Genomic DNA, 263 nt, shown 5'->3' with positions numbered 1-263 from the left:
GCGAGGGTTTCACCGCTGCCCGGCAGCACTTGCTCAACGCGCACATTGGCGGTGCCTTGATTGATAAAGCCCAGCTTGCCCGCTTCGGCTTTGGATAAATCCATCACGCGGCTGCTGTGGAAGGGGCCGCGGTCGTTGATGCGCACCACCACGCTTTTGCCGTTGGCCAGGTTAGTTACTTTGGCATAGCTGGGAATGGGCAGGGTTTTGTGGGCGGCGGTCATCATATTCATGTCGTAGCGCTCGCCGCTGGAGGTTTTGCG

1 protein-coding gene is annotated in these 263 nt (G+C 59.3%); it reads right to left on the bottom strand.

Annotation, left to right across the window (positions count from 1 at the left end):
* The coding region (locus B4920_RS26650; protein ID WP_139379707.1) for a septal ring lytic transglycosylase RlpA family protein at positions 1 to 263 on the bottom strand (263 nt) is incomplete at both ends.

This window comes from Zoogloea sp. LCSB751, assembly GCF_002028455.1.
Taxonomy (GTDB): Bacteria; Pseudomonadota; Gammaproteobacteria; order Burkholderiales; family Rhodocyclaceae; genus Zoogloea.
This window is presented reverse-complemented; position numbering and strand designations above follow the sequence as displayed.